The following is a 26,667-nucleotide window of genomic DNA, read 5'->3' as shown; positions in this document are numbered from 1 at the left end:
TAGAACACCGTGCTCATGAAAAACAGCACGCTCATCCACAGGATGGCCGACTGGACCAGCCTGTTACCTGCCATTCTGGCTATTGCCGTGGTGTTGTGGCGCAAAGAAGTGATCCTGGCCCTGTTATTGGCTATCGCCTGCGCGGAGAGCCTGTTATTTATTCATCAGCCAGAGCACAGCCTGCTGGGTTTGCTGCTGCATACACCAGTCAATACGCTGGAGCGGTTGATTGCGGTAACCAGTTCTGCCGACAACAGCCGGATACTGCTGTTTTCCCTGCTGATTGGCGCGCTGATGCTTTATATGCGCGCTTATGGTGGCGTGTCGGCGCTGGTGCAGTTTCTGGTGCAGAAAGGGGTGGCCCGCAGTAAACGTCAGGCTGGCCTGATCAGCTATCTGATTGGTATCGCAGTCTTTATTGAATCTAACTTGTCGGTGCTGACCGCCGGTATTGTGTCGCGTGGTTTGTACGACAAATTTAAAATGAGCCGGGCCCGGCTGGCCTATGTGATTGACAGCACCAGTGCTCCGGTCTGTATTCTTATTCTGCTCAACGGCTGGGGCGCTTATATTCTGGGCCTGCTGGGGACTTATCAGCTGCCGGAACCGGCTGTTTCTGTACTGATTGGCAGCATTCCGCTGAACTTTTACGCCATTTTCACCCTGCTGATGGTGCTGTACACCATTTGGACGGACAACACCCATGGCCCGATGCGTCAGAGCGAACTGGCGCTGCAACAGCAGCAGAATGATCATAGCGAAATCGAAGAGCCGGCCGGGAAAAAACGTTACATGTTGCTGCCGCTGCTGACCTTAGTGGGCGGCATGGTTGGTTTTATGCTGTGGACAGGCAACGGCAGCCTGACGGATGGCTCTGGCGCCAAAGCCGCGCTGTATGCCACCCCCCTGGCCTGTCTGGTCGCTTACGCCCTGCTGCTGTGGGATAAAAAAGCCGGTCACACCGAATTGGTCAGTCAGGGCTTTAAAGGCATGAGCGAGCTGCTGCCACTGGTCACTATAGTGCTGTTGTCAATGGCCTTGGGCCAGGCCATGAAGCAGCTGGGCACAGGAGTTTATGTCGCCTCTTTTGTGCAGGACAGCCTGCCTCTGATGTGGATCCCGGCCATGCTCTTTGTCGCAGGCGCCATTATCTCTTTTACCACAGGCACCTCCTGGGGAACTTTTGCCATTCTGATCCCTATTGGCATGCCATTGGTGGAAATGCTGGGTCTGCCGCCATCCCTGCTGCTGGCCGCTATTTTAAGCGGTGGTATTTGGGGCGATCACTGCTCACCTATTTCCGACACCACGGCCGTCAGTGCCGTTGCCTCGGGTTGCGATTTGCTGGAACACGTCCGCACCCAGTTGCCTTACGCGCTGTTTTGCGGCGTTTTGGCCTGGTTGGCTTTTATCCTTTCTGGCTGGTGGATGATTGGCTAAAGCCGCTTAAAAGGAGGCTCTGATGCGTGTGAAGTTGCTACCGCTCCTGTGGGTGTTGTTCCCACTCGGCGCCGCACAGCCGCAGACCACAGAGTCTGCTCAGTTGCCGCAGCGGGTACAGCAGCGGATGCAGCAACAGGGCTTTCCCACCGATGCGTTGGCCTTTATCGCGTACCCGTTGCATCACCCGGCCGCAGCGCTGAGCTTTCAGGCGGATAACGCCATGCAACCGGCGTCCACCATGAAGCTGCTGACCAGCGTGGCGGCACTGGAACTGCTGGGCACGGACTACAGCGGAAAAACAGAATTACGCGCAGCGCAACCAGCGGCCACCACGCCCAGTCAAGCTCTGGTGCTGCGTGGTGTGGGAGCCACTGAATTCTCTTATGCTCAGGCCTGGTGGTTGCTGCAACAGGCCTATCAGGCCGGGATCCGCCACCTGCCGGCCCTGTGGCTGGACCGCAGCTGGGCAGCGCCCGCCCGTGCAGATCTAGCCGCCCCCTATTTTGATGAAAGCCCAGAGGCCTATTACAACCTGATCCCGGACGCGCTGTTTCTGGAACGGGCCATGTCGTTAGTGCAGCTGAAAAGCGACGACCATAGCTTTAGCGCACAGCTGATGCCGGCTATGGCCGGTGTAACCATCCAAAACGATGTACGCCTGAACGACCAGCCTTGTGCTTTATGGCATCACTCCCACCTGCAATTCAAACTGCAGCGCCAGCCCCAGGGCTTTTTACTGCAGCTGAGCGGTGACTTTCCGCAGCATTGTCAGCGCCAGTGGTACCGTCAGTTGTTTAACCGCGCCGACCAAAGCCGCCTGATGCTGCAGCAACTCTGGCAACAGATCAGCGGGCAGCCCAACCTGACCGTGCTGGAAGCCTCAACCCCGCCGGAAGGCACTGCAATGCCAGATACGCCTGTGCTGCTTGCCAGCCAGCAAGACCCGCCTTTAGCCGAGCGGCTGCGCAGCATCAATAAAAACTCCGACAATGCGCTGACCCGCTTGTTATTTCTGGCGCTGGCGCAACAAGCCAGTGGCAATCACCAGGCGTTGGCTGAACAGCAGGTTCGCCAATGGCTGCACAGACTGCAACTGAATACGGACAGCCTGGTGCTGGACAACGGTTCCGGTTTGTCCCGCACCGAGCGTATCAGCCCGCGCTTATTGGCCCGACTGCTGCAGCATGCCTGGCAGGCACATTATGCCCCTGAGTTTGTCAGCAGCCTGCCGCTGGCCGGTGTGGACGGCACCCTGAAAAACCGTTTTAAAACGCCAGGGCTAAAACAACAGGCCAGGTTGAAAACCGGCACTTTACGCAATGTGGTCGCTCTGGCCGGTTACCTGAAGGTACCAGGTCAAGGCGATTGGGTACTGGTAGCGATGCTGAATCATCCGTATGCCTCCTACAAAGGCCGGCCTGTATTGGATGCGCTGGTGGAAGATCTGATGGGCCATTCCGCCAGCAATCACAGCCAGAGCCGGTAGTTATGCATAACCAAAGCTCACTAAATTCATTACGCGTAACCCACCCAAAACTAATGCTGTATATTGTATTTATTCAACTATTTTCTATTACCTTGCCTGCATTCGCTTGCAGTCCTCACGCAGAAGCGGTGCTGACAGGTTTGGGCCAATACCAGCAGTGGGCACCACAGCTGAAAGGAAAAAAACTCGGAGTCGTCGTCAACCCCAGTTCCCAATGGGGCGGCTGCCACCTGCTCGATTTGCTGCCAGCCGCAGGGCTTCAAATCAGTGCCATTTTTGCTCCTGAGCATGGGGTGCGCGGCAATGAGGATGCCGGTGCGCGAATAAGCCATAGCCGGGACGAACAACTCAATGTCCCTGTCTGGTCTTTATACGGCAAACATAAAATGCCCAGCCCGGCACAGCTCAGTGGTATTGATGTACTGCTCTTTGATTTGCAGGATGTTGGTGTGCGTTATTACACCTACCTGAGTACCCTGCATTATCTGATGCAGGCCGCAGCACAGGCCAAGATCCCGCTATGGGTATTAGACAGGCCTAACCCAAACGGCGCTTATCTGGATGGCCCGACACTGAAGCCAGAATTTCGCTCTTTTGTCGGCATTTACCCAATACCGCTGCTGCATGGTATGACCTTGGGCGAACTGGCGCTGATGGTTAAAGGGGAAGGCTGGTTGCCGCAAGCACAGCAGCTAAAGCTTCAGGTGATCCCAGTTCAAGAGTATCGCCGTGAACAAAGCTACCAGTTGCCCGTTAAACCCAGCCCAAATCTGCCGAATGCCCAGGCTGTTGCCCTGTACCCTTCGTTGGGCTTTTTTGAGGCCACTTCAGTCAGTGTCGGCCGTGGTACAGCCACACCATTTCAGCTATTCGGTCATCCGACAGTGAAATTAGGCAAGTTCAGTTTTACCCCTGTCGCTACGCCAGGGGCAGCCAGCAAGCCTTTGGGGCAGAATCAACGCCATTATGGGGTGGATTTGCAACAAGCAAAAGTCAACGGTTTCAGCCTGCAGTATCTGTTGTTGGCCCACCAGGCTTTTTCCGAAGCGGATCAGGAATTGATCAGCAGCTCACAGTTTTTTGACCGGCTGGCAGGCACAGATAAACTACGAAAACAGCTGGCGCAGGGACTGAGCGAACAGCAAATCCGCCAAAGCTGGCAGGCTGAGCTGGACCAGTTCCGCCTGCGTCGCCGCCCTTACCTGTTGTATCCGGACTATCCGCCTGTGACCCCTTAGCCTTCAGGAAACAGCGCCGCCATCTGCAACAGGCTGTCGCCCGTCACTCTGTTAATCCGCCAGTCCTCTAACATGCTGGCGCCCAGTGACTGGTAAAAGTCGATGGCAGGCTGGTTCCAGTCCAGCACAGACCATTCCATCCGGCCACAACCACGCTCAACCGCCAGGCTCGCCAGATAAGTGATCAGCGCTTTGCCCAGGCCAAGACCGCGTTTATCCGGTGACACAAACAAATCTTCCAGATAAAGCCCAGGTTTGGCCAGAAAGGTGGAATAGTTATGAAAAAACAAGGCAAAACCGGCCGGCTCGCCCTGATGTTCAGCAATCACCACCTCGGCAAAGGCTTTGGCACCAAACAAGGTGTCGGTCAGGCTCTGTTCGGTCGCGATCACCTGATGGGATAACTGTTCATAGTCAGCCAGCTGGCGGATAAAACTTAAAATCACCGGCACATCCGCCACTTCGGCCAGACGTAATTGCACATCAGGTAAGGAGGTTGGGATCAGGTTCATCGCTGTGTTCTTCCTTTGTAAAAAGCTGCTGCAAAACAAAAGGGCCAGTTTAAACAACTGGCCCTTTTGCAGAGTAACGCTGCCCAATTACTTGGCGCGGCTACGGTACTCGTCAGTACGGGTATCGATTTCAATTTTGTCGCCGATTTCAACGAAAGCAGGAACCTGCAGTTCGAAACCAGTTTCAATTTTAGCCAGCTTGGTTACTTTACCTGAGGTGTCGCCACGGGCGGCTGGTTCAGTGTAAGTCACTTCACGCACAACGATAGTTGGCAGGTCAACAGAGATAGCGCGTTCGCCATAGAATACGACTGAACATGGCATTTCCGGCACCAGATATTTCAGTGCGTCGGTCATGTTGTCCGCTTCGATTTCGTACTGGTTGTATTCAGCGTCCATGAACACGTACATCGGATCAGCGAAGTAAGAGTAAGTCACTTCTTTAGTGTCCAGCATCACTTGTTCAAACTTGTCGTCAGCACGGTACACAGTTTCTGCGCCCTGACCAGACAACAGGCCTTTCATTTTCATTTTCACAACAGCAGCGTTACGGCCAGATTTGTTGAATTCAGCCTTCTGAACCACCATTGGCTCGTTGTCGACCATGATCACGTTGCCAGCACGTACTTCTTGAGCAGTCTTCATCATAATTGAAATATCTTCTTGTTAGGAAAAATTGCGCGGTATTATAAGTTGATTTTCCACAAAACGCACGAGGTTGCTGGCAAGATCTTGCTGGCCTGTTAAAAATTGCTGCCATTTAAGGCTATGCAGCTGAATCTGTTCAAGTTGTTGCATGTAAACCTGCCAGGCAGCACTGATATCCTGTTCCAGCTCCCAGGCCTGGTACAGTGCCTGTATCGCCTGTGCTGTGGCAGGTGCGGCACCTTCAAGAAACTTCTGCAAAAAGGCCTGTAATTTTTCCTGGTGGGCATTGTCCTGCTGGCGATAAATTTGCCAGATAAAAGGTTTACCGGCCCAATGCGCCCGGATAATGGAATCCTCACCGCGGACAAAATTGATATCGCAACAGGCCAATAATAAGTCGTAATCCGGCTGGGGCACAAAAGGCAAAATCCGCAACGACAGCGCGCCGCTGTCCAGCCGGCCTGTGGCAAGCTTTGGGTAGTGCTGCTGCAGCTCACGTGCCAGTACCCCTTCAGGCACCAGCACCAGATGCGACTGTTCAGAGGTGGCAAGTTGCTCCAGCCAGTGGTGAATTTCGGGCTGAGAATACGCAAAAACCGAAATTTTGCGCTGATACTGCATCGCATCCGTCAGGCCAATGCGGTGCCAGAACTCCCCCTGTTGCTGCGGATCTGAAGCCAGCACGCTCAACTGCGAGACTTTGTGTTGTTCACGAATAAGCCCACCTGTGTTGCCGGAAAAACCAGGGAAAAAGAAATACTTTTTCAGCGCCAGCGTCGGATGCAAGGAGGGCAAGCCATGGCAGCCCGCCACCCAGTCTTCTGCCGACAAATACTCCAGATTCAGCCATAAGGGTTTCTTTTCGCCTGCAGCCAACCAGTGCAGATAACTCTCTGGCGCAACACAGGCCAGCGCATCCAATAACAAATCCGGTCTGTCTTGCTCTGACAGGGGCGGCAAGGGGCTGCTCCACAGCCGGATACGCACCCCCGCCACCTGCTGATCCGTCAATCTGCTGTCCACATCCGGGCAAATTTTCTGAAAGCTGACCAAGTCGTCCACCCACAGACACAGCTGCCACTGATGCTCTGCCACCAACTGGCGCGACAAACGCCAGCAAATACCAATGTCACCGAAGTTATCCACCACGGCACAAAACAAATCACAACGCAAAAACCACCCAGCCTATTCTGTTCAGGTTAAATAAAACGCCAGTACACTTTTCGCCGTTTTGGCGCACAAATACAGACAGATCAGTAACACCAGCCACCAGAGCAGCACCAGAGCGCGGTACCAGCTTTGCTGGCACCATTGCTTCAGACGCGGCCAGAAGCCATTGACTGGTGCCCAGACCGGCAACTGCGACATTAAAAAATGAGTAAACAACAAAAACAACAGGCCCACTTCCAGCGTCACAACCACCTGCAAGCCCAACTCCTGCTCCGGACTGTACGGCTGCACTATCAGCACCACCAGAGCCACAGGCACAAGGAATGCCAGCCCAATCAACAGATGCCGCCAGGGCTGCAACCAGAGCGCCAGGCGGTGAATACGGTGCAGCTGAGTTATTGAGGCCATAAACGCACTAAGCCTGATTCTGCGGTCAAATCCGGCAATAACCAGATCTGCTCAAAGGGGTGACCGGCCGGAACAGTCACTTTGGCCGGGCAAAACGTCAGTTCATCGGCCTGCCAGTCCGGATGGGTATTGCGGATCACCAGCCAGACCCGCGCACTGTCGTAGCTTTTATTGGCCTTGCTTCGGATCAAACGGCGCAGTGCGGTCAGCAGACGGTCGGCCACTTCGGTCTGTTGCAGTAGCGCCAGTTCATGCAAGGTGGCTGGCGATAGAGCCCGGCCAAGAAACTGCATCGCTTCAGCTTCACTGCCATACAGATGGGCAATTTCCAGATCCAGTTTTTGCCCTGCCAGATAACAGGACACATCAGGTTTGGACGGTTCGTTATGCCAGATATGCTGCATTTTTACCGCAAAACGGCGTTGGTAAGCCCTCATAAAATACCGGGCTGCCTGATGCTCCAGCACCAGTTTTTCATCATTCCCGTTGCGTACCGGTTTAGTCGAATCAAATTCCATCCGGCTTTTCCTGCTGCACCTTCTGTTGCGCTTTCAGTTGCTGGTAAGCACCGGCGTTTTCCAGCTGGGTGTAGCCCAGCTGCTTCATGGCTTGCAAGGCTAAACCAGAACGACGGCCACTACGGCAATAGAGTTTCACCCTGGTGTTTTTATCCGGAATCAGCCGGGTGACCTGCTCAATCTGGTCATGGGGCAAATGCAGCGCCCCGTCCAAATGGCCGGCGTTAAACTCTTCCACTGTGCGCACATCCAGCCAGACAGCATCTGCCGCTGCTGCTGTACCTGCAAACAACACGAAGAAAGCTGCGATCAAAATTCTCATGACAGAAGCTCCTGCACCAGTTCCTGGATCACTGGCAGTACAGACCCAACCAGTAACAGCGCCATCAGGATATTAAATAGACGACGGTACAGCGGCTGACTTAAATACTGTTTAAGCCAGGCACCAAAGCCCAGCCACAGCCCGACACATGGAAAGGCAACCAGTAAAAAAGCCGCACAAATTTGCAATAAATCGCCCAGCGGCTGCTGGGTCTGTAACGAAATAAAGGCCGCTACGGCGCCTGATGCCATAATCCAGGCCTTGCCATTCACCCATTGAAAGGCAGCGGCCTGCCAAAAGCCAAAGGGTCTGGCATGACCGCTTTCAATGCGGGTTGGGCTGGCGCTGCCAATTTTCCAGGCCAGATACAGCAGGTACAACACCCCGGCCAGTTTGATCCAATAATGCAACGCAGGCCAGCGTTCAAACACCAGACCAAAGCCCAGCCCGACCAGCAACACCATCAGCGGAAAACCTAAACAAATACCAAACAGATGCGGCAGGCTGGCTCTTACGCCGTAATTTAAGCCGGACGATAAAATCATAATATTGTTGGGGCCTGGGGTGATGGTGGCGGAAAACGCGAAAAACAGCACAGCCTGAAATACATCCATAGGGGTTAATTCTGTGGTTTATCCAAGGTAAGCTCAGTGTAACGCTTTGACTTTGGCTTGTACCAGAGCTCTTTGCGTTCAAGCGGTGTGGCTTGTGGCAAGAACGGGTTTTCCAGCTCTATTACATGCCGCTGCGCTAACTGCAGTTGCTGAATATCCGCAGCAAAGTGCTGCTCAAATAACTGATCAAAACTGCCGTCGGCAATGGCTTTTTCCAGTCCCTGCTCAATCAGTGCGGCCAGTGCCGTTTGTGAGGGCGCGACAAAAAAATACACAGCACCAGGGTAATGCAGCAGCCAGTTCGGCTCTACCGCTATGGCGGCCCCTTGCTGCTGGTAACGCTTCAGCTCAGGCATGATCTCAGTCACAGCCCTGGGCACTGCATCTACCCGGCCTTTGTCCAGCATCTGAAACAAAGTCGGGTAATCGGACGCGCCTTGCACTGTGAATCGGTGAGCACGCAGAATTTGGGTATCCACCCAGTCGTGGCCTTGCGCCAGAATGCGTTGTTTAAAGCGTTTAAGTGATAAGTCTGCTTCAAACAGATGCTGTGTTCCCTGGCGGATCAACAAGGCTCTGTAGGCACCCAGGCCTTTCATCAGCGGGATCCGAACCGGCAACAAACTGGCTTCTTTTTCTTTGGAGGTCATGGTCCAGATCACGTCCAGCTCACGCTCCTGCTGCAATAAAGCAATAGCCCGGCTTTTGGACAACGGCTGTTCTGTTGGCGCCAATACGGCCTTTAGATCCATTTTTTTCAACGCTAATGTGAGCAAAGCCAGCGGGTACTCAGAACGTTGATCCGACACCTCCGCCAATTGCGGATAACGCAAGATCAAAGGCTCTGCGGCAAACAAAGGCAAAGCACAGAGCACCAATAAAACAGCAATTCTGAACATAATGACCGTCGCAGAACAAAACTTGTCTGTTCAGTCTATCCGCAGAATTCAGGGCTTGGAAATAAAAAAACCGGAGTCAGTGCCCTGCTCCGGTTTTTTTTATCCACAGCGTAAAGGCCTTAGTCTTCGATAAAACCATCACGCAGCGCTACAGTGCGGTTAAACACCAGTTTGTCGGCACTGTGGTCTTTGTTATCAGCACAGTAATAACCTTCGCGCTCAAACTGATAGGCCAGCTCAGGTTTGGCGTCTTTTAAGGACGGCTCCACCAGACCCTGCTTCACCACCAGAGAGTTCGGGTTAATCACGCTCAGGAAGTCGTCTTCAGCAGCCGGGTTGGCCACACTGAACAGCCGGTCGTACACACGGAACTCGGCTGGCAATGCCTGAGTGGCTTCGACCCAGTGGATCACGCCACGCACTTTGCGGCCGTCGGCCGGGTTTACGCCTAAAGTCTCAGGGTCGTAGGAACAAATCAGCTCAACAATGTTGCCGTCAGCGTCTTTGATCACTTCGTCAGCACGCATCACATAAGCGCCACGTAAACGCACTTCGCCGCCACTGACCAGACGTTTGTATTTCTTGTTGGCTTCTTCACGGAAATCTGCCCGGTCAATAAACAGGGTTTTGCCGAAGGGTACTTTACGGCTACCCATGCTTTCTTCTTTCGGGTGATTGTGCACCTCTAACCACTCCAACTGGTCGGCCTGGTAGTTGCTGATCGTCACTTTCAGCGGATTGATCACCGCCATAGCCCGTGGCGCATTGGCGTCTAAGTCTTCACGGATACAGGATTCCAGCGCACTGATTTCAATGGTGTTGTCTTGTTTGGTTACCCCAATGCGTTTGGCAAACTCACGCAGCGAGGCCGGCGTGTAACCACGGCGGCGTAAACCGGCAATGGTGGGCATGCGTGGGTCGTCCCAGCCAGATACATGGCCGCCTTCCACCAAAAACAACAGCTTACGCTTACTCATCACCTGGTACTCCAGGTTCAGACGCGAAAACTCAATTTGCTGTGGGTGGCAGTCAATCGTAATGTTGTCCAGGATCCAGTCATATAAACGGCGGTTGTCCTGGAACTCCAGTGTGCATAAAGAGTGCGTAATGCCTTCCAGCGCGTCGGAAATACAGTGGGTAAAGTCGTACATGGGGTAAATGCACCATTTATCCCCAGTCTGGTGGTGGTGGGCAAATTTCACCCGGTAAATCACCGGATCGCGCATGCACATAAAAGGCGAAGCCATATCAATTTTGGCACGCAGTGAACAGACGCCTTCGGCAAAACCACCAGCGCGCATTTTTTCAAACAGCGCCAGGTTTTCTGCCGGGCTGGTGTCACGGTACGGACTATGACGACCGGGCTGAGTCAGGTTGCCGCGATACTCGCGCATTTCTTCCGCGTTTAAGAAGCAGACATAAGCCAGACCTTTGTTGATCAGCTCGACCGCATAGCTGTACAGCGTATCAAAGTAGTCGGAGGAATAACGCACAGCGCCATCCCAGTTGAAGCCGAGCCACTGCACGTCCTGCTGAATGGAATTGACGTAATCGATGTCTTCTTTTTCCGGGTTGGTGTCATCAAAACGCAGGTTGCACTTGCCCTGGTAATCCACCGCAATACCGAAGTTCAGGCAAATAGATTTGGCATGGCCAATATGCAGGTAGCCGTTGGGCTCAGGCGGAAAACGGGTTTGTACGGCACTGTGTTTGCCTGAAGCTAAATCGGCATCAATAATTTGACGAATAAAATTAGTGGGGCGATGTTCAACGTCCGCCATAGAAAAAATCCTTGTGAATGCGGTAATAACCAAGCGACAGATGGGCCGCATTATAACAGCGAAAATGCGCGGCGCTAGGGCTGAAGCGGCTGAACCCCAAAAAGCAGCGGCCCAGTCCGCTGGCGTCGTTCAGATTAGAATCGGTCGGACACCATCAGCTGCACTTCCCAGGAATCCACGCCAGGCACTGAACTGATTGGGGTGGACAAATCCAGGTGCACCACATGGTGGTTACTCGACTTGCTGGAGAAAATCCGCAGCCCTGCCCCTATGCTGCCAAGCCACTGGTCGCTGCTATTGGCGGACTGCAGATCGGCGTTGCCGTCAAGCGGGTCCGACGCCACCCGGCCACCCCAGGCCCGGCCATAATCGACAAAACCAACAAAACCAAAATCCAGCATCTGACGCCAGCTCCAGCGCGGGTACCAGCGTAGCTCAGAGCTGGCTACTGCGCTGTTCAGGCCATGCTGAAACTGCACAGGGTAGCCGCGTAAACCGGTTTCCCCACCCAGTTCCAACGGCTGTTCCGGGTAATTGCGGTTGCGGGACATCAGGTCGGCTTTGTTCATCCAGGTCCAGTTCTGGCCAAGACGCCAATAGTCTTCCAGTTGAAATGACCATTGATGAAAGTCACCATCGCTGACACCGGCAATCCAATCCAGCTTGCTGTGCGCCAGAGTCACATGCTGGTTCCAGGCCCAGCCTTTGGAGACGTCCGCCAGCAGCCGGCTGCCACTGTCACCGGTCAGAACGCCCAATTTCAGCTGGGCACGCCAGCCGAGGTTAATGTCTTCCGGCCGGCCGATAAAATACAAGTCCTGCAGCACCTGATAGGCAAATTCTTTGTACTCAAGCCCGGTCCAGATAAAGTTACGGCTTCTGTCGGCAGGTGCGGCCAACGGATCCAGCCCCTCTGGCATCTTAAATTGCCAGTCTTCCTGCGTCACACCCGCCAATAAACGCCAGCTGGTGTTGTCGACAAAACGCCATAAATAACCGCCCGACACTTCGGCCCCCTGATGCTGACTGAAGAAGCTACGTTCCAGCTCACCATTGTGATACACCTGCTCCAGCTTGCTGTCGTCCAGCCACTCGGTGTGGGCCATCCACAGGCTGTCATCCATATAAAAAGGTTTATCGAGCGCAATATGATAGGTGTTGCCGTCATCATTGTCGGTCAGCTCCAATAACAGATAACTGTGATCCGGGCTGGCGTCCGACAACAGTTGCAGCGGCGCTTCAATCTTTAATTCATAACCGGAACGCAGATAATCGGACTGGTACTTTAATGAAGTCCGGACACCATAACCCAGCAGATTATCTTCTTTAAAACCAAAGGAATATTTATTGTGGCCACTGCTGCGACCAAAGCCGACTGTAGGCAACAGGCTCCAGTTATCCCAGGTATCCACCTGCACTTCGACGTCCTGATCACAGTCGCCGACCCGCTGCACTTTAGCGTCATTGATATAGGACTTGTCCCGCAGCAAACGTTCTGCTTCGGCTAAATCGCTGGCTTTAATCTCATCCCCTTCTTTAAAGGGCAACTCCCGGCGGATAGCCGACTCTTTGGTTTCTATATGTAACCAGTTGGCAAATTCATGCAGCCAAAACGGGTCATCCTTAGATTCAGTAAAAATCGGGTGGCTTTGCACGGTCAGTTTTTTGACCCGCACTGTCGGCTGGGCATCTGCCGATGGCTCAGCGTTCGTCGCTGCCGCCTTCTGATCCTGGATTTGTGGATTTGGCTTTTGCCGGACTAAGCGGCAGATTTCAGTCAGGTCAACTTCCTGCTGAGCCGCCATCGCCGCCCAGGGTAAACACAGACAACTGACTACCCCTGTTTTCATACTTCACCTCTGCGGCAAGGCTCGAGAAAGTCGAGCTTTGGTTGATACAAAGAGGTACTAAGGTTAAAAAAGCCTAACAAGGTATGAAATAAGTAGTCCTGGCTGAGTGGTTGCTGCTGTTGCTGTTTCAGGCAGCCTTTATCCAAGCGAGCCGCATCCGCTTCGTCGGCAGACATCCACCAAATCATTGGAATATGGGTTTGTGCCTCTGGCGCCATCCAATAGGGCAAGCCATGCAGATAAACGCCGTTTTCACCCAGTGATTCGCCGTGATCCGACAGATACAACATGGCGCTGTCGTAGTCCGTATGCTGACCCAGCTCTGCAATCACCGACGCCAGCAACTGATCTGTTGCGACAATGCTGTTGTCATAGGCGTTGACTATGTGTTCTGGTGCGCACAGCTGAATTTGTTTGTCGGTGCACTCGGGTAAAAAATGCTTGTCGGCGTCTGCGCTGCGGCGGAAATATTCCGGGCCATGGCTGCCTAGCTGATGCAGCACAATAATGCGATCTGTGTGTGCAGCCTGTAACCGCTGGCTCAGTGCCTGCCTGAACGCATCCAGCAACACTGAGTCCAGGCATTGGCCGTCAGTGCAGCGCGGGTCTGGCCGTTCGAAAAGAAGCTCCGAAGGCAGCCGGTCGCACACGCCCTTACAGCCAGAGTTGTTGTCCAGCCAGCTGGCATCCACGCCGGTCGCCGCCAGAATATCCAGCACATTACTGCTGTTTTTCGCCACCGCTTCGTCGTAGTTGTCACGGTTTTGCACTGAAAACATACAAGGCACTGAATGCGCCGTCGCGGTACCACAGGACGACACGGTCGCAAAGCTGTAGACCGGCAACTGGTTCAGCAATGGCGTGGTGTTACGCGGATAGCCATTGAGCGCAAAGTGATCGGCTCGCGCCGTCTCCCCCAGCACCAGCACCAACAAACGCGGTTTCTGACCGGCAGCCAGCGGCGTGCGGACTGCATCCTGCCCCAGCACGGTAAAAGAGGCCGGCACCGCGGCCTTTAGCTGCTTAGCCATCAGAGAACTTGCCGCTACTATCGGACTAACCGGCAATGCCAGATGTTTGACGTCGCGGTAATTGCGGAAAAATGGTGCCAGCTCGCTGAACTGGGTTGCGCCCAACGCCACGATACTGAGCAACACCACGGCTGTCGCGGCGACTGAATGCAGCATCTGCTGCCGCCAGGTCTGTACCTGAATGCGGGCGACCACAGAAAGCAATACGGGAAAAGCCATCCACTGGGCCAGATGCCAGATTAAATCCAGACTCAACAAACCACTGGCTTCCGCACTGTCGGTTTCCAGTGCGTTTTGCAGCATGCCTTTATCGAGCACCACCCCAAAACTGTGCTGAAAATATGCTGCGGCAGCACCAGTCAAAAACAGCAATAGCACCACAGGTTTTAGTGCCCGTCCCTGACCCAGGATCAGAACCAACAACAAATTCAGTAAAAACACCAGGGCCAGCAAACTCAGCTGCAACGCAAACTGACCGGGAATATGCTGTTGCAATGCCCGGAAAAACGCTTCATTAAACATCAGCGTCATGGCACTGGTGGCGACCACCGCAAACAACAGTGGATGCCAGCTCTGACAAGGTGTGGTTTCTTTTTTAAGCCATAGTAGTGCAGGCCAACGCATCAGTGAATCAGACATAACTTTTCTTCAAAACAGTTTGCGCCGCATGCTGCTCTGTCAGATCCGGCGTCAATGCGTAGATTAAGGAACAACAGCACCAACACAGCCAGGCTGTTGTGATGTCGTGGGAGATAAAATGAGCCCCTCGCAGTTGTTGCACCAACCCCAGACCTGTGCCCACCATCAGGGCCCCAATAAGCGCGGTTCGGGCCAGTGCAGGTGAACTGTCACGCCAGTAGAAATACAGCGCCATCCAGCCAAATCCCACACTGGCATGGCCTGCAGGAAAACATTGACCAGGTACGGCACCCGCCGGGCTATCCCAGAGCCGGGTAAAAACCTGAGTACCACCAAATTGCTGTAAATCCCATGGGCAAGCGGCAGGCAGCAGTTTCTTCACCAGCGCGACCAGACCAAAGCAACAGAGCAACGACAGCAACAGACGAAAGCCCGCTTTGCGTTTAACAAAGGACACCCGCTGCCAGACCCGCCAGATGCAAGTCACCAGCACCGCCAGCACCATCAGGCTATTAAGCTGGCGCGCACCGGAATGCAACAGGTCCTGCAGCACCCAATGCTGTTGCAGCGCCCAGTGCTGGCCTTCCAGCCGGTAATAAAAACCGGCCAAGGCAAAGTCATAGCCCGCAACGTAAAACAGGCTGAATGCCAGCATAAACAGCAAGGTTGGCAGTGCTATCAGCTGACCAAACAGCCGGGGGCGGTTCACCAAAGACAAAGCATTACTCCGGACACCAGATCATTTGCTTCACACTAATCAGCCAGACTTAAGAAATGCTTAAGGGGGAATTTTTTATTTAGCCTTTACGACCAGGGCTTCAGGCTCACACTGTGCATTCGCCGGATAACGCTGTTCGCGGTAAAGAAATGAAGGCAGCTGTACCTGCGCCAGCGCCTTTTGCTGCACCGCAGGCGACACCGGCTGCGTGGACAACTTGAGGGTGCGATTGGGTTCGTCGTAGTGGGCGGCCACGGCGGAACCATCGGGTTTTAAAATGGTCAGTTGCTGCTCTGTCATCAGCGCAAACAGGGTATCGAACTGCAGCAAAGCGCGGCCCGGACTGCTGGGGTCAGCAATAAAATCCCGCCCTGTCATCGGGTGACAGGCCGACACGCCAGCCAGGCTTAATAAGGTGGGCGCCAGGTCTATTTGGCTGGCCAGTGGAGTGATGTGCTTGGGTTCAATACCAGCGCCAAGGATCAGGCCCGGAATACGGAACTTCTCCACCGGCACCAGGTTACTGCCGTACACTCTGTTGTCGTGGTCAGCCACAATTAAAAACACTGTGTCTTGCCAGTACGAGCTCTGTTTGGCTTTGGCGATAAACTGCCCCATGGCCCAATCAGCATATTTGACGGCGTTGTAGGCGGTCGCTTTCGGCTCTTGGTACAGACTGATGCGGCCATCCGGGAATTCGAATGGCTCGTGATTGCTGGAGGTAAAAATCAGGCTGAAAAACGGCTGGCCTTGCTGCTGCAACTGAGTGAGTTGCTGGTGAGCGGTGTTAAACAAATCCTCATCACTGGCGCCCCAGCTGCCGACTAACACAGGGTTTTTAATTTGCGGTAAATCGACAATCTGGTTAACACCATTGCCGGTAAAAAAGCTGCGCATATTGTCAAAATGCGCTTCGCCACCATAAATAAACTGGGTTTGGTAGCCCTGCTGTTGCAGCACAGACGCCAGGGTGGCAAAACCACGCTGACTGTTCGACAGCTTGACCACAGACTGCGCCGGGGTCGGCATAAAACCGGCCACCACAGCTTCAATGCCGCGCACCGAGCGGGTGCCGGTGGCGTAGAGGTTATCAAACCAGATGCCATCTGATTTCAGCTTTTCAAGCTCTGGGGTGACAGCGGCACCACCCAGCGACTGCACAAAAGTCGCGCCCAGGCTTTCCTGCAAAATAATCACTATATTCTTTGGTTTTTCGCGTTTAACGGCCGCTTGCTGCCAATGCAGGGTTGGCAATTCCGGGTTGGGAAAACTGTATTTTTGTAACCAGGGCCAGTCGAGACTCAGCTCCAGCATGGTTTTGCAGTCGAGCTTGCCGTACAGATCCGTGCTGCGCTCTTCATGGCGTAACGAATAAAGCGCATAGAGCACCGAATAGCCCGAGTTAATCACCAGAGAATTCACCATGGAGTCACTGGTAATGGCAAAAAACGCCGGGTTGGCCGGTCTGTGATCTGTGGTGGAACGAATACCGGCGAATACCGGCAACAGCATCAATGGCCATAACAGCAGCCTGCGTTTTAATGAACCCAGCTGCTGTTCAGCCGGCGCTGCCTTTAACAGGCGTGCCAAGCCATACCCCAGCGCCAAAGTGGCAGCAACACCTGCGATCAGCACAGAGCGAAAGCCCTGCCATAAAGTTGAAAACACTTCTTTGGGGTACTTCAGGTATTCAATGTACAAGCGGTTGGGCCGGATATCGTATTGCTGTATAAAGGCTGGGGTCGACAGCTCAAGAAACACCACAGCCACCAGCGCCAGCAAGCTCCAGAGGTAAGTGGCTTTAAACCACAGCTGCTGCCAGCGCGGCTGAGCCAAAGGCAAAGCCAGCAGCACAGGCACGGCCGCCAGCAGGCAGAGCAGAATCAGGTCAGCCCTTACCCCCTGTACAAACAATTGAGGCAAATCAGCCACGGCGAGCACCCGGTCCGCCTGCCACAACACCAGACCCATACGGCTTAAGCTCAGCAGAGCCAAGCCCAGCAGCACCATTTTAATCAGGTAAAGGTAAGGCCCGCACAGCAGCGAGAAGGTGTTTTCTGGTTTTATTTGAGTCATCTAAAGTCAGTTCGTTAATTACTACAGCACCAAGGTAAAACCCGAGCCTTAAGAAATCCTTAAGGCTGACTGGTTAGGCTCTGCGCAACTAAAGGAGTCCTTATGAAACCGAACCAACAAGGCCTGCGCCGGGTGCTGAACGCTTCTGTCTATTCCTGGCAAGGCTTAAAAAGCAGCTGGCAGTCGGAAGCGGCGATCCGTCAGGAAATAGTGTTGATTGCCCTGCTCACCCCAGTGGCGTTTCTGCTGCATGTCAGCGCGCTGGAACGGGCGGTATTGCTGCTCAGTTTGTATCTGATTTTGGTGGCGGAGCTGATCAACACCGCCATCGAAGCTGTGGTGGACCGGGTCGGCGCTGATTTCCACCCGCTGAGCGGTAAAGCCAAAGACGTTGGCTCCGCCACTGTGCTGGTGATGATGCTGTGCACCGCACTGACCTGGGTCTGCATTTTACTGCCCTTAGCAAACTAGCTGACTCATAGGCCACTCTTGAACTTTAACAAAGAGCAACTACAAAGGCGGTTTGTAGTCGCTGAGTTGACACAGAGTTTTCTTTTTCTGACTGCTCGTTCTCCTTCAGGCAAGATATGCTTGCTGTCATCAATTCGATAACATGAAGTCAACCACATGGATAACCCTGCAGCGCTGATCCAGCGCCAGCTGGAGGCGTATAACGCCAAAGATATTGACGCCTGGCTCGCCACCTACGCCAAAGACGCCAGACAATTCCATTTGCATGGGGAGTGCTTTGCCGCAGGCCATGAACAAATGCGCCAACGCATGCAAATTCGCTTTCAGGAACCGGACCTGCATGCCCGGCTCGTCAGCCGGTTGGTGATGGGCAATCTGGTGGTGGACCAGGAGCGGATCACGCGGAATGTCGCAGAAGGGAAAGCCGAAGTGGATATGCTCTGCATTTATGAAATCAAAGACGGCCTAATCCAGACCGCCTCTTTTGCTGCGACAGAACCAAAGCTTATGGACAGCTAAGGGGCTGCCACAGCCATTCCACTCAGAATTCAAACTCCAAAGCAAAACGTATGGTTTTATCCACCGAGTCGTTGTCGATGGCAAACACCACTGCAGCTTCCCATTTCAGCTGCTGCACTGTGCTGAATTTATGCACGCCCATAATGCCGGGGCCCGCGCCTTTATACTGCTCACCGCTGTACAGCTCAATGGATGGTTGCAGTGCCGGTAAATAACGGTAACGGTACTGAGCCCTAAACTCCGCTTCCAGTTCGTCTTTTAAGGTCTGGCCCCACTCATACACCACCAGCGCATTGACCGTCAGGCTGGTGGGCCCGAATTCCTTTTCTACCAGCAATCCGCTGGTAAATTCATAGTTATCGTCATTATTTTGCCGCTCCAGTTCAAATAACAGCCCCCAGTCGGCACTGTACTGGCCCTGCTCTGTCAGCATCCAGCGCAGCTCCGCTTCATAACCGGTCAGGCGGTAATCCTCCGGATGAATACGCTCCGCATTTAAATACAGTTCCAACGCCATGCGGTCGCTGACCGAAAAGCCATAACCCAACTTCTGGCCCATCGCATTGTTATTGGGGTGATCCGTCTGACGCTGGTAAAAGTAGCGGTACTCAAATTCACGTTCCAGCGCGTTGACATAAGGGTGATACACCTTGTCCACCACCCGGCCATCAGCCTGCACCAGCTTCGGACTCAACGCCAGCAGCACCAACACCAGCATCGGATTAGCTTTCATCAGACCCCTCCCGCATCCACAGCATTACAGCTGAGGCTGCCATCAAAAAAACCAAAAGCTGCGCCAGACTTGGGGTTGCTTCATACCCCAGCAATGCCTGCAGCAAGTAACCAAGCTCCGACGACTCATTCAGCCAGGGTTCTGTATCCCACAGCAAAGGCCCTGGGTTAATGACGTCTAACTGGGTCGCAAAGGTCACCGCCATCACCGCCTGGCGGGCACAGAGCAGCGCCAGCACCAGGCGCCACAGCCAGTGCAATTTCACCGACAGTTCCAGCAGCAGGTAATACCAAAGCACAGCAATACTGGCACTAATGCCCAGTGCCAGTGCCGTGCCGGTGGCGATAGCCTGCCACTGGCTTGCTTCATGCCAGAGACCTGTGCCGTACAGGCTCAGGTTGAGCAGATGAATGCCACATAAAACCGTCAGCGACAATGACAGCGCCCTTTGCCTGTACTGACGGGAACGGGCGGCAACCAGCAACGACAGCGTTCCGATCAGGTACAGCATGCAATAACTCCAGTCCAGTCCCATGCCATCCAGACTGCTGAGCAGCTCGTCCAGAAACCACCAGGCTGGCAACAGCAGCAGCGCAGTCTGCAACAGCACCGGCAGCAATAAAGCCCGTAGTCCGGGTTGCAGCCAGGCCAACGCAAAGCTCAGTAATATCACCAAAGGCAGTAACTCGCGCAGCCACATCAGCAGACTGTTGATCATGGCTGTTGCTCCCGTTTGGCCCATTCGTCCGCTGGTAGCGCTATCAGCGTGCCTTGGGCGCTGTCCGGGTTAAATTCACCAAAAAACGGATACTGGCCTGGTTGTAGCGGCCCCAGATACAGCAGTGCAGCACGTTTGCCCAAAATGACCTTTTCCCGGTTCAGGCTGAAACTTTCAAATTCTTCAGGGGTTGGGTCCAGATTACTGACTTTTAACCGGATTTTTTGCCCGGCCGGCACATACAGCACTGAAGGGCTGAATAAATGTTGCCGGATCTCCAGTTCAAACTGCAGCGGCTCTGCCTGCGCAGCGCCACAAAGAAAAACCCCAAGTGCAGCAAGCCGGTACATTGCGCTCATAAAGGCAACTCCACTGTCACTTTCAGCCCAGTCGCCCATTGCGAATGACTGAGCCAAACGCGTCCCTGATGCAGCTTCACCAGCTCTTTGACAATGGCCAGGCCCAGGCCAGAACCTGGCGTACCGGACTGGTGCCGGTCACCGCCCACGCGGTAAAAACGGTCAAATGCCCGTTCAAACTCCTTTTCATCCATACCTGGTCCGTTATCCTCCACCTCAAGCCGGGCCATATTAGGCATCCTGCTTAGCTTCAGCTGTAGCTGGCCCCCTGCAGGGGTGTATTTGCAGGCGTTTCCCACCAGATTGCTGATCAGCAGTTTCAGCGCGAAAGGATCAGCCAGTACCGTCAGTTGTTCTTCGCCAAGTAATTCAATTTGCTGCTGTTTTTCCTCAAGCTGAGGATACCTCTCGGCAATCACTTCCCGGCACAATCCGGCCCAGTCCAGGGGCTGCATTTGCGCCTGAAATACCTCCGGGTTGGTGCGGTTGAGCAGCATAATTTGTTCAATCAGCTGGCTCATCCGCTGCACACCTTGCTGCAGCTGCGCCATCGACTGCTGACCCTGTGGCTGGCCCGACTGTTGCCAGGCCGACAAGGCATTATGCAGGTTGATTTGCAGTGTACTGAGCGGATTGCGCAGTTCATGCGCCACATCGGAGGCAAAACGTTTTTCCCGCTCAAAGGCTTCATGCAGCCGGCTCAGCAGCTGATTGGTGGTATTCAGCACCTGCTGCAACTCTTCAGGCACAGCGGTCAGTTGCACCGGCGTTAAATCATTGGCTTTTTTGCTGGCCAGCTGCGCCGAAAAACGTTTCAGCGGCGCCAAAGCCCGGCTGACCACCAGCCAAATCAGGATGGCCTGTAAAGGTAAACTCCAGAGCACAGGGTAAATCGACGCTATCACGACCTCATCAGCCAATAACTGGCGTTGTTGCAGTGGCTGTGCGACCACCACCCACCAGTCATCCTGACCATGGGCGTAAACACGCCAGCGTTTACCGGCAAAGTTTTGTTCGGTAAAACCCGCGGTCTGGCTGATCGGCTCTTGTGGCGCTAAGGCACTGGCAAACCGCAGCTGCTGGTTCTGCCATAACTGAATGGCCAGGCTTTCCAGCCCTTCCGGCGCTTTGGCGCCGACATTGGCCAGCACAGCGGCAGAGAGCAGCTGCAAGTCCTGGTCAAACAACTGCTCAGAGCGGGCGACACTTTGGCGGTAACTTTGCACAGCGGCCAGAAAACTGGTCAAAGTCAGCAGCGCAATCAGAATGGTCAGCAAATAATGGCGGACAGAACGCATCAGTGTTGGCTTACGCTGTAACCCACCCCACGGATGGTTTTAATAAAGCCAACAGGCAGCTTTTTGCGCAGGTTGGAGATATGCACTTCCAGCGCATTGCTGGCGACTTCCTCTCCCCAGGCATAGAGGCTGGCTTCCAGTTGTTCGCGGGTTTTAATGCGCCCTGCCGATTCCATCAGGGCTTTGAGCACCATGTATTCGCGGCGCGACAGCTCAAGCGGCTGTTCCGCCAGAAACACTTGTTGCTGACTGCTGTCCAGTGACAGTTCCCCGACCCGCACCAGCGCGCTTGACGCTGTGCCAAGACGTCGTTCAATCACCCGCAGCCGGGCGAATAACTCGGCCATGGCAAAAGGTTTGACCAGATAATCGTCGGCGCCTAAATCCAAACCCCGGATGCGGTCGTCCACCCCATCTCGGGCGGTCAGTACCAGCACAGGCAAACGGGAAACTTTCTGACGGGCATACTTGAGTACCTCAAGGCCGTCCATATCAGGCAGGCCAAGGTCCAGGATCACCGCATCACAGTCGGAAGTGCGGATCACCATCTGCGCTTCCCGACCCGTGCTGACCGCATTGACCACAAAGCCCTGTTCGGTCAGCGCCAGTTGCAGCGCCTGACACAGCGCCGCATCGTCCTCCACCAGCAAAATCCGCATTCGCTCACCTTAAGATTTTTTTAGCTTCTTCTGAAGTTTCTGTTCCAGCAAAGCAATCTCCTGTTGCCGTCCGGCATCGGCACTCAAGCGATCGGGTCTGGCCGGTGCCTGTTTGGCTTTTTGCAGATACTCCCAAGCTTTTTTATACTCGCGCTCTTCCGTGAGAAACTCTGCATAAAAGTAATTGGGATCAATGCCTTGTGGGTTTAAGCTTACTGCTTTTTCCAATAACTGTCTGGCTTTTTTATCACTGCCAAAACCCAGAGGCCAACCAGGTACTTTGAAGTACAGAGCGCCTAAGCTGGTGTAAGCTGACCCCTGCAATGCAGTCGGGTTCAGTTCCAGCGCTTTTTCCAGATCCGCTTTGGATTCTTCACAGAGCCCAAGTGCCCCCAATCCACCTTTGGCACCGGCATAACTGGATTTAATAATACCGCGCCAAATCAAAGCTTCGGCTTGCCCGGGGTTGGTTGCCACCACCTGATCAGCGTGGGCGACCAGCTCGGCAAAGGCCTGCTCTTTGGCTTTTTCGGCCAGGCTGTAGTTCACTTCTGCCCAGCGTTCCTGCAAAGGTTTAATATCGCTTAACACATCAGCCTGACTGACTGCACTAAAGGCCAATGCGCTTAACAGCACTAATTTTTTCAGCATCATCTTGGGTTCTCCTGTGATTTATTCAGCGCAAAATGTTTGATTTGTTTCAGTTTTTGTTTCAGGCCAAAGTCCAGTACCGCCGGGCAAAGACCGTTCAGGCGGACCAAAAACCGTTCTGGCCAGCCGATAAAACGGCGTTTGCGGCCTTGTTGCAGTTGCTGCACTAACACCTGAGCCACCAGCTCCGGGCTGTCGACCCCTTGCTGCATCGCCTGATTCAGTGCATCAACTTCTGCAGAGTTGATGGCGGTACGGGTGGCCCGTGGCGCCAGATACAGCACCTCTAAATCGCTGTCGGCGCTTTCCCGCAACAAAGCTTCGGTAAAACCCCGCAAGCCGAATTTAGTAGCGCAGTAGCCGGTAAAACCGGGAAAGCCAATGGAACCAAAGGCGGAGCCTATATTGACCACAGCACCACGACGGGCGGTCAGCATAGGCACAAACAACTGGCACAACTGCATCGGCACCAGCAGGTTCACCGCCACCAGCGCGGCCAGTTGCTGCCCGGCCAGTAAACCAAACTGCGAAATGCCGGCGTTGTTAATCAGCACATCAATGCCGCCCTGGCTGCGGACAAATTCATGCAGCTGCGTCTGACTGGCCGGGTCCGTTAAATCGCCGGCAAAAAACACCGCACTGCCCGGCAGTTGCTGTGCCAGCGTTTTCAGTAACGCCCTGTCACGCCCGGTCAGAATAAGGCGGGCCCCTTCTGCGGCGAGCCGCTGGGCAATCGCCTGACCTATGCCCCCACTGGCTCCAGTCAGCAACACAGTTTTGCCCTGAAGTTTCATGCCAGCAGCTCCAGTTGATGCAGACCATGGGGTTGCTCCAGGCTGCGAAAGATGTCGCCGTACAGGTGATAAAAACGTCTGGCGGCATGCACAATAACCGCCTGTTCGGCAGGATCTGTGATGCGGTTCATCAGGCTTTCAAAAAACTTAATATGGTCCTGATCCAGCGCCCCATGCGAATTCAGGTAACTGAAGGCCTTACGCGGCAACTGCAACTTACCGGCAATAGTGCTGGCGGCGCGTTCGGCCAGCGCTATAGAGGTGCCTTCCAGCACCAGCACCATGCCAAAAAATGCCAGGGGGTTGACACGGCGTACCGAATCATAGGCATAGGCCACCATCAGCTCGGTGGCAAAAGCCGGCTCACTGCGGCGGGCCTGTTCTTTGTCATAGCCACAGGCGGCAATATCGTTGAGCACCCATTCCTGGTGGCCAAGCTCCTCTTCAATGTATTCGGCCACCGCTTCACGCAACCACTCTTTGCTTTCAGGTAACAGCGCACCAACCGACATCAGCAGAGGCAGGGTGTGTTTCACATGGTGATAAGCCTGCTGCAAAAAGCCGACATAGTGATCCAGCGTAAAATCACCGGCAAAACACCGTTGGATCATTGGCGCACTCAGAAGGTATGCACGCGCTTCGCTGGTCTGCTCAAGCAGGGATGGATAAAAAGTCATGACGCACTCCTGAATACAACTGATGAATGTGCTGCTGATACAGCTGTTGAATAGCCTGACGGCGCAAGCGGCCATTGTCGGTCAGGCTGCCTTCGGCCACCGAAAAGGGTTGGCTGAGCCGGTTATAACGGGCGACCCGGGCATAGTCCGGCAGCTGGGCATTAACGCGCTCAACCGCCGCTGCCAGCTCAGCGTCGCTGACCTGCACCGGAGCAAACAGCAAAGCAACACAGGCTGGCTGACCATCCCCCAATAGGATCGCCTGCAGCACTGCACCCGTGCTGATCAGGGCGGATTCCACCCACTCGGGCGAAATATTGCGGCCAAAACTGTTGATCAGCAGGTTTTTCTTACGGCCTGTGATCAGCAGCTCACCATTGGGTCCCCAACTGGCTAAATCGCCGGTGCGAACTTCAAGACTGGCACTGCCAGGGTCTCCGAGATAGCCTAAAAATGGGGTCTGCACCACCAGTTCGCCGTCGTCTATCCGCACTTGCCGTCCAGCCAGCGGCAGTCCAACGGACGCGCCCGCCAGTTCGGCGCGCTCGACAGACAAGGCGACCACAGACGCACATTCACTTAAGCCATAGCCCTGGTACACGGGTAAACCGGCTTGGTCGGCCGCCTGCAGTAAACCGGGTGACACCAGGGCGCCGCCAACCGCAATAAACTCCAGACTCTCTGGTGGCAGCCAGCCCGCTTGGATGGCTGCCAGCAGAAATTGCAACAACTCGGGCACCAGGATCAGGCTTTTCGGCTGCACAGCACTTATCAGCGCCAGCAGTTTTTTCGGTTCGGTTAACCTGCTGCCGCTAAAACCGCGGTCGGCATCCTTGGCCAGCACCACTTCGCCGCCTTCCAGCAGTGGCGCATAAATACCGGCGATATTTTCCAGCAAGGTCGGTAATGGCAGCAGACACAAGTGCCGTGGCGTGCCAGGACTGACCTGCTGCACCCTGGCTGCCAGCCAGAGCGCAACATCCAGCTGCTGGGCTGCTGACAAACAGACGCCTTTGGGCTGGCCGGTGGAGCCCGAGGTAAAGGTAATTTTCTGCGTGCCCGCCGGCACCGCAGGGGCCGCGCTGACCTCACAGCGATACAACGACAGGCCTGCATATTCTTCCAGCGGTTCGGAGTACTGAGGCAACAACCTGTCTGTGATGTACAGATCAGGCTGCACCTGCGCCAGCACAGCCTGACGTTGGGATGCACTTAAATAGGTCGGCAGCGGCACCAGCAGCAAATCCGCCGCCAGACAGGCCAGGTCGACCATAGCCCAATGAACACCTGAATCAGCGTCCAACACAATACGACGGGCGCCATAGCCCTGCAGTAACTCCTGCCAAATCTGCACTTCACGCAATAACCCGGGTTGAGACAGCGACTGGCCCTGCCATTGGGTTAAACGGGCACTTTGGGGCAATTGCAGTTTCATGGCCGCACCTCGTGCAGATCCGCCACTAAGTGATGTAAATCCGGCCAGTGCTGATGGATCAGCGCCTGCAATTTAGCGTCCTGGTCCAGCCGCTCAGCCACCTGCGCCAGCGATAAAGTACAGACACGGGGGCTGGTCTGGTAATAGCTGCCCCACACAGTGGCCAGGCGGCCCAGACAAGCCGGGTCGGCAGCGCCCAAATCGGTCAGCTCAATACCGTGGCGCTTCAGTAACAACTGCACATCGCGGGTGGCACTGAACAGCAGCCGGGTCAGTCCCAGTTGATGCAGTGACTGCGCCATCAGCACAAAAAGTTGCATCAGAGCCTGACGGTTTACGGCCAGCAAATGGCCGATTTCTGCAATCTCTTCCCGTCTGGTGCTGATGCCGTTTTGCTGCAGCACCTGCTCTGCTGGCTGCTGCAGATAACCTTCAGTGAACAGCCTGGCTGAGGCCGCAAAGCGGATACCCAGCGCTGCCAGCCAGCCGTCCGCACTGCGCACACCCAGCAGCTGCGGCATAAAATCGGGGATCAGCGCCTGATAATGCTCGGCAAAACCTTGCTGAATAAAAGCTTGCAGTGACCCGCGCTCAGGGTCTTCCACAGGAACCAGCAACAGTTGATGTGCCGCAGTGGGCGTTGTCTGCCGTGGGCTTGGTACGGTCTGACATAAGGGCAAGCTACTCATAAGCGACTCCGGTTTCTCTTACTGAAACCAAGTCTGAGTGATAAAGCTTAAAGCAATCTTAAGAAATACCGGTGGTGAAACTGGTTTAAAACAATGAGGCAAAAAAACAGGGAGCAGCAGGCTCCCTGTGTTTAATTCGCGTTGGATCAGCCAATAATCTGATAAGCCGCCATCGCCAGCAGGTACGCCAGCAGGCCGTAGCCAACCACCACGCTGAGCACCAGCCTGCCACGGCCTGTTTCCGCTTTTAAGGTCGCGACAGTTGCCACACATTGCAGCGCCACCACATAAAACAACAGAATACCTATACC

At 54.5% G+C, this 26,667-nt stretch carries 28 protein-coding genes; 5 read left to right on the top strand and 23 right to left on the bottom strand.

Annotated elements, in window-relative coordinates; genetic code table 11:
- The first annotated feature begins 15 nt into the window (after positions 1 to 15).
- The 3 genes from WKJ04_RS04940 (at position 16) to WKJ04_RS04930 (ending at position 4,167) form a co-directional block, all read left to right on the top strand.
- The gene (locus WKJ04_RS04940; protein ID WP_337879382.1) at positions 16 to 1,440 is read left to right on the top strand and encodes a Na+/H+ antiporter NhaC family protein; all 1,425 of its coding nucleotides are present in this window, start codon (positions 16 to 18) and stop codon (positions 1,438 to 1,440) included.
- Positions 1,441 to 1,462: 22 nt separating this feature from the next.
- On the top strand, positions 1,463 to 2,929 hold the full coding sequence (gene dacB / locus WKJ04_RS04935; RefSeq protein WP_337879381.1) for a D-alanyl-D-alanine carboxypeptidase/D-alanyl-D-alanine-endopeptidase: 1,467 nt from the start codon (positions 1,463 to 1,465) through the stop codon (positions 2,927 to 2,929).
- 128 nt (positions 2,930 to 3,057) lie between these two features.
- The gene (locus WKJ04_RS04930; protein ID WP_337879380.1) at positions 3,058 to 4,167 is read left to right on the top strand and encodes a DUF1343 domain-containing protein; all 1,110 of its coding nucleotides are present in this window, start codon (positions 3,058 to 3,060) and stop codon (positions 4,165 to 4,167) included.
- On the opposite strand, the gene WKJ04_RS04925 is transcribed toward WKJ04_RS04930, so the two are convergent.
- The 13 genes from WKJ04_RS04925 to WKJ04_RS04865 form a co-directional block, all read right to left on the bottom strand.
- Positions 4,164 to 4,679, bottom strand: a complete 516-nt coding sequence (locus tag WKJ04_RS04925; protein WP_337879379.1) for a GNAT family N-acetyltransferase — start codon at positions 4,677 to 4,679, stop codon at positions 4,164 to 4,166. The genes WKJ04_RS04930 and WKJ04_RS04925 overlap by 4 nt on opposite strands.
- A gap of 87 nt (positions 4,680 to 4,766) precedes the next feature.
- Positions 4,767 to 5,324 carry an elongation factor P gene (gene efp / locus WKJ04_RS04920; protein ID WP_337842140.1) on the bottom strand — a complete coding sequence of 186 codons (558 nt, stop codon included), beginning with the start codon at positions 5,322 to 5,324 and terminating at the stop codon, positions 4,767 to 4,769.
- Positions 5,325 to 5,345: 21 nt separating this feature from the next.
- Positions 5,346 to 6,500, bottom strand: coding sequence for an elongation factor P maturation arginine rhamnosyltransferase EarP (earP, locus tag WKJ04_RS04915; protein ID WP_337879378.1), 1,155 nt, complete (start codon positions 6,498 to 6,500; stop codon positions 5,346 to 5,348).
- Between the two features lie 21 nt (positions 6,501 to 6,521).
- Positions 6,522 to 6,905 carry a hypothetical protein gene (locus WKJ04_RS04910; protein ID WP_337879377.1) on the bottom strand — a complete coding sequence of 128 codons (384 nt, stop codon included), beginning with the start codon at positions 6,903 to 6,905 and terminating at the stop codon, positions 6,522 to 6,524.
- Positions 6,893 to 7,423, bottom strand: a complete 531-nt coding sequence (locus WKJ04_RS04905) for a hypothetical protein (RefSeq protein ID WP_337841983.1) — start codon at positions 7,421 to 7,423, stop codon at positions 6,893 to 6,895. The genes WKJ04_RS04910 and WKJ04_RS04905 overlap by 13 nt, the downstream gene beginning before the upstream one ends.
- Positions 7,413 to 7,745, bottom strand: coding sequence for a rhodanese-like domain-containing protein (locus WKJ04_RS04900; protein ID WP_337879376.1), 333 nt, complete (start codon positions 7,743 to 7,745; stop codon positions 7,413 to 7,415). The genes WKJ04_RS04905 and WKJ04_RS04900 overlap by 11 nt, the downstream gene beginning before the upstream one ends.
- Complete coding sequence (locus WKJ04_RS04895) at positions 7,742 to 8,359, bottom strand: LysE family translocator (protein ID WP_337879375.1); 618 nt, start codon at positions 8,357 to 8,359, stop codon at positions 7,742 to 7,744. The genes WKJ04_RS04900 and WKJ04_RS04895 overlap by 4 nt, the downstream gene beginning before the upstream one ends.
- A 5-nt stretch (positions 8,360 to 8,364) precedes the next feature.
- On the bottom strand, positions 8,365 to 9,258 hold the full coding sequence (locus WKJ04_RS04890) for a transporter substrate-binding domain-containing protein (protein ID WP_337879374.1): 894 nt from the start codon (positions 9,256 to 9,258) through the stop codon (positions 8,365 to 8,367).
- 119 nt (positions 9,259 to 9,377) lie between these two features.
- Positions 9,378 to 11,039: a glutamine--tRNA ligase gene (gene glnS, locus WKJ04_RS04885; RefSeq protein ID WP_337879373.1), complete on the bottom strand. Its 1,662-nt coding sequence runs from the start codon at positions 11,037 to 11,039 to the stop codon at positions 9,378 to 9,380.
- Positions 11,040 to 11,173: 134 nt separating this feature from the next.
- On the bottom strand, positions 11,174 to 12,889 hold the full coding sequence (locus tag WKJ04_RS04880) for a hypothetical protein (RefSeq protein ID WP_337879372.1): 1,716 nt from the start codon (positions 12,887 to 12,889) through the stop codon (positions 11,174 to 11,176).
- Entirely contained in the window at positions 12,886 to 14,559 is a 1,674-nt protein-coding gene (locus WKJ04_RS04875; RefSeq protein ID WP_337879371.1) for a phosphoethanolamine--lipid A transferase, read from the bottom strand. Before WKJ04_RS04875 ends, WKJ04_RS04880 begins: the two co-directional genes overlap by 4 nt.
- Positions 14,552 to 15,268: a phosphatase PAP2 family protein gene (locus WKJ04_RS04870; protein ID WP_337842141.1), complete on the bottom strand. Its 717-nt coding sequence runs from the start codon at positions 15,266 to 15,268 to the stop codon at positions 14,552 to 14,554. Before WKJ04_RS04870 ends, WKJ04_RS04875 begins: the two co-directional genes overlap by 8 nt.
- Positions 15,269 to 15,352: 84 nt before the next feature.
- The gene (locus WKJ04_RS04865; protein WP_337879370.1) at positions 15,353 to 17,353 is read right to left on the bottom strand and encodes an LTA synthase family protein; all 2,001 of its coding nucleotides are present in this window, start codon (positions 17,351 to 17,353) and stop codon (positions 15,353 to 15,355) included.
- 102 nt (positions 17,354 to 17,455) lie between these two features.
- On the opposite strand from WKJ04_RS04865, the gene WKJ04_RS04860 reads away from it, so the two are divergent.
- Together WKJ04_RS04860 and WKJ04_RS04855 are read left to right on the top strand one after the other, a co-directional pair.
- Positions 17,456 to 17,824 (top strand): diacylglycerol kinase, encoded by a 369-nt coding sequence (locus tag WKJ04_RS04860; RefSeq protein WP_337841991.1) that lies wholly within the window; start codon positions 17,456 to 17,458, stop codon positions 17,822 to 17,824.
- A gap of 156 nt (positions 17,825 to 17,980) precedes the next feature.
- On the top strand, positions 17,981 to 18,343 hold the full coding sequence (locus WKJ04_RS04855) for a nuclear transport factor 2 family protein (protein ID WP_337879369.1): 363 nt from the start codon (positions 17,981 to 17,983) through the stop codon (positions 18,341 to 18,343).
- 22 nt (positions 18,344 to 18,365) lie between these two features.
- Here WKJ04_RS04855 and WKJ04_RS04850 read toward each other — a convergent pair whose 3' ends face one another.
- Genes WKJ04_RS04850 through WKJ04_RS04805 form a run of 10 tightly spaced genes read right to left on the bottom strand, consistent with a single transcriptional unit; the run spans position 18,366 to position 26,356 of the window.
- Complete coding sequence (locus WKJ04_RS04850; protein ID WP_337879368.1) at positions 18,366 to 19,076, bottom strand: hypothetical protein; 711 nt, start codon at positions 19,074 to 19,076, stop codon at positions 18,366 to 18,368.
- Entirely contained in the window at positions 19,066 to 19,794 is a 729-nt protein-coding gene (locus WKJ04_RS04845; protein ID WP_337879367.1) for a hypothetical protein, read from the bottom strand. The genes WKJ04_RS04850 and WKJ04_RS04845 overlap by 11 nt, the downstream gene beginning before the upstream one ends.
- Positions 19,791 to 20,153 carry a cupredoxin domain-containing protein gene (locus WKJ04_RS04840; RefSeq protein WP_337879366.1) on the bottom strand — a complete coding sequence of 121 codons (363 nt, stop codon included), beginning with the start codon at positions 20,151 to 20,153 and terminating at the stop codon, positions 19,791 to 19,793. Before WKJ04_RS04840 ends, WKJ04_RS04845 begins: the two co-directional genes overlap by 4 nt.
- Complete coding sequence (locus WKJ04_RS04835) at positions 20,150 to 21,451, bottom strand: ATP-binding protein (protein WP_337879365.1); 1,302 nt, start codon at positions 21,449 to 21,451, stop codon at positions 20,150 to 20,152. Before WKJ04_RS04835 ends, WKJ04_RS04840 begins: the two co-directional genes overlap by 4 nt.
- Positions 21,451 to 22,110, bottom strand: a complete 660-nt coding sequence (locus WKJ04_RS04830) for a response regulator (protein ID WP_337879364.1) — start codon at positions 22,108 to 22,110, stop codon at positions 21,451 to 21,453. The genes WKJ04_RS04835 and WKJ04_RS04830 overlap by 1 nt, the downstream gene beginning before the upstream one ends.
- A 9-nt stretch (positions 22,111 to 22,119) precedes the next feature.
- Entirely contained in the window at positions 22,120 to 22,764 is a 645-nt protein-coding gene (locus WKJ04_RS04825; protein ID WP_337879363.1) for a hypothetical protein, read from the bottom strand.
- On the bottom strand, positions 22,761 to 23,555 hold the full coding sequence (locus WKJ04_RS04820; RefSeq protein WP_337879362.1) for an SDR family oxidoreductase: 795 nt from the start codon (positions 23,553 to 23,555) through the stop codon (positions 22,761 to 22,763). Before WKJ04_RS04820 ends, WKJ04_RS04825 begins: the two co-directional genes overlap by 4 nt.
- Entirely contained in the window at positions 23,552 to 24,232 is a 681-nt protein-coding gene (locus WKJ04_RS04815; RefSeq protein WP_337879361.1) for an iron-containing redox enzyme family protein, read from the bottom strand. Before WKJ04_RS04815 ends, WKJ04_RS04820 begins: the two co-directional genes overlap by 4 nt.
- Entirely contained in the window at positions 24,207 to 25,667 is a 1,461-nt protein-coding gene (locus tag WKJ04_RS04810; RefSeq protein WP_337879360.1) for an AMP-binding protein, read from the bottom strand. The genes WKJ04_RS04815 and WKJ04_RS04810 overlap by 26 nt, the downstream gene beginning before the upstream one ends.
- Positions 25,664 to 26,356 carry a thermostable hemolysin gene (locus WKJ04_RS04805; RefSeq protein WP_337879359.1) on the bottom strand — a complete coding sequence of 231 codons (693 nt, stop codon included), beginning with the start codon at positions 26,354 to 26,356 and terminating at the stop codon, positions 25,664 to 25,666. Before WKJ04_RS04805 ends, WKJ04_RS04810 begins: the two co-directional genes overlap by 4 nt.
- Positions 26,357 to 26,667: the final 311 nt, after the last annotated feature.

It is taken from the genome of Rheinheimera sp., assembly GCF_037442345.1.
Classification (GTDB): Bacteria; Pseudomonadota; Gammaproteobacteria; order Enterobacterales; family Alteromonadaceae; genus Pararheinheimera.
The sequence above is the reverse complement of the archived record's forward strand: the minus strand, read 5'-3'. Positions and strand labels throughout refer to the sequence as shown.